Annotated in this window: 3 protein-coding genes and 1 pseudogene; 3 read left to right on the top strand and 1 reads right to left on the bottom strand. The window is 43.6% G+C overall.

The window, feature by feature from the left end:
• The 3 genes from F6K49_RS41840 to F6K49_RS41830 all read left to right on the top strand — a co-directional run.
• Nucleotides 1-166: type II toxin-antitoxin system RelE/ParE family toxin (locus F6K49_RS41840; protein WP_366514299.1), on the top strand; the 166-nt coding region annotated here is incomplete at its 5' end.
• 9 nt (nucleotides 167-175) lie between these two features.
• Complete coding sequence (locus F6K49_RS41835; protein ID WP_075903380.1) at nucleotides 176-463, top strand: addiction module antidote protein; 288 nt, start codon at nucleotides 176-178, stop codon at nucleotides 461-463.
• Nucleotides 464-541: 78 nt separating this feature from the next.
• Nucleotides 542-763 (top strand): hypothetical protein, encoded by a 222-nt coding sequence (locus F6K49_RS41830; protein WP_075903382.1) that lies wholly within the window; start codon nucleotides 542-544, stop codon nucleotides 761-763.
• Nucleotides 764-793: 30 nt separating this feature from the next.
• Here the strand turns inward: F6K49_RS41830 and F6K49_RS41825 are convergent.
• Nucleotides 794-1,884, bottom strand: a pseudogene (locus F6K49_RS41825) (IS630 family transposase).
• Between the last annotated feature and the right edge of the window lie 487 nt (nucleotides 1,885-2,371).

Genomic DNA, 2,371 nt, shown 5'->3' with positions numbered 1-2,371 from the left:
TCCAGTGGGAAGAGGAGTTTCGGAACTGCGTATTGACTATGGACCTGGCTACCGGGTGTATTTCTTGCACCGTGGGAGTACCTTGATAATCCTCCTTGCAGGTGGTGACAAGCGCACCCAAGACCGGGACATCAAGACAGCCCTAGATCTAGCACAAAAGTTATAGGAGATGGTCATGACCAACATCAAAACCCATCCCTGGGATGTGGCAGAACATCTGGAGACCAAAGAAGATATGGCTGCCTATCTTGAAGCTGCTCTTGAAGATGGGGATCCTGCGTTGGTCGTGGCTGCTCTAGGAGATATTGCTCGTTCCAAAGGAATGAGACAAATTGCTCGCGAAACCGGTCTCGGCCATGAAAGTCTTGATCAGGCGTTGTCGATGGAAGGTAATCCAGACTTGGCCACTGTTCTCAAGGTAATACAGGCACTTGGTCTACGGTTGCGGGCTACTCCAATATGAAGTATTGCATTATAAGATGGGTTTACCCTGGATCAGGCACGAGATAATAGGTCTTGACCCTGCAGCTTGCTTATTTCCATGGAAACCACCACTCAAGATATGCGTTCGCGTAGCGTCGGCTTAGCCGAATCGCTTCCATTGCCCCCTGGTAATGTCTGTTTACCCATTATCGGTGAGACGATCAGCTTTTTAACCGATCGAAATTTCCACAAAAAGCGGTTAGACAAGTATGGGCGCATCTACAAAACCCACATTTTTGGTAGCAGTAGAGTGGGCATCCTGCCCGCTCGCAAATATTGATAATATCATGTCCGGTTAATTAGTTAAAATTTACGCATCAATTTGACGCCACCAATGAAAACCTGTCAAGCCTTGAATTAAATCTTGCTGTTTGAGTAAAGTTTTGCAGCGTTGAAACAGAACAACTTCTAGCTGCTGCGCGAGTATCAAATGAGCGATTGGCTCTTGTGCCGTCAACCAGAGTCCATAATCTTTCTGCTGGTTGCAATTGGTGGTGAGTGAGAAGGCAAAAATATTAAATGCAATCCCTCTGGTAATTCTACGCCCTTACTGGTATGCCATCCAGCTTGGTCAACAACTAAAACAATGTGTTTATCATCACCATTATTAAATTCAGCAGCAAATTCAGCCCATACCCGATTAAATAGCTCAGTATTGACATAAGGCAGAATCCACGCCTTAGTCTCGACCGTACACGGGTGTGCAAAAGCATACAACCATAACCACTCAAATCTCCAATTGACATGGGCAATTGGCCAGTCCCCAACTGGATCATAAATGCGTCGAAGCACAGGGAAAGAGTCCCAGGCGATGTTCATCCTCACACCATAATTGCACATCTGCATTCGGGTAAGTGCTTTTGATTTGCTCAAGGTCGGCGGCTAGTTTTTTTTCCAGGCTTGTTGCTCATGCATAGTCACTTTTAGTATGAGCAGGTAAAGGAACCCTCAACCATTAAGTCATTTGTCGTAGTATATCCCATCCTCTTTGTCTGCTGATGGACTTGCCCGTCACAGATGTTAACCAGTCTGCCACTTTTCGACCATTCCAAAATCCCCCATCTGGAGCAAGTCCGTTGCCAAACTTGCCATAACTGTGCTTGTTCGAAATCTCCTATTAATGGCTTGGCTCCTTGATTTTGTTTTCTGCGTTCGCGTAGCGTGGCTTTTGGCCAATCGCCTAATCCTTCAGCACCCAATTGGTTGTATCTTTTGATTAATGCATAAATCCAGATTCTACTGTAGCCAGTTATTTGGACTACTTCCTCTGTTTTTTTTCCTTGAGCGAGTAACCAGATCACCTGATACTGCCGACAAACTATGGCACTTTTGGCCTGGCGGTAACCCTGTTGGAGTTCCTCAATGCAAAGAGTGTTCGGTGATGGTAATTCGTCTTGGCATTACCTCGATGCTGTACTCTCCACTTTTCTTATAAGTGATTAGACGGACATGATATAACAGGCAAGATGCCCGTTCCACCAAGATGCCCATAGCACCTATCGGGTCAAACCGTAAAAATGGGATGCACTCAACCGGGATTGATGATCGTGATATTTTTGGCATCATGGAAGTAACTCCTTTTTAGGAGGGAGGAAAGCTGCGCTGGTAGTGGTTAACAGTTATGACCAGCGCAGCTATTAGTTTCAGTCGTTACCTTCTATACTATACATAACTCTTCAAAAAAATGCAAGGGTTAATTAAAATTGTTTACATTTTTTTACAAACATTTTTTTAGCCATTTATGAACTCAATTATGTATACTATTTATAGTAATTTATATTGGATATTTTTTATATAGCAGACAATAGTTAAGTTTTAAAAAACGGTTTATCTGATAGAACAAGATCTGAAAAACAACACTTTTAACTTCAATCACCATAGATTCCGG

The sequence above is a fragment of the Moorena sp. SIO3I6 genome (assembly GCF_010672095.1).
The sequence above is the reverse complement of the archived record's forward strand: the minus strand, read 5'-3'. Positions and strand labels throughout refer to the sequence as shown.

Bases quoted from the DNA above. Each gene is read 5' to 3' on its own strand.
- F6K49_RS41835 (WP_075903380.1), top strand. From the start codon at position 176: ATGACCAACATCAAAACCCATCCCTGGGATGTGGCAGAACATCTGGAG.
- F6K49_RS41830 (WP_075903382.1), top strand. From the start codon at position 542: ATGGAAACCACCACTCAAGATATGCGTTCGCGTAGCGTCGGCTTAGCC.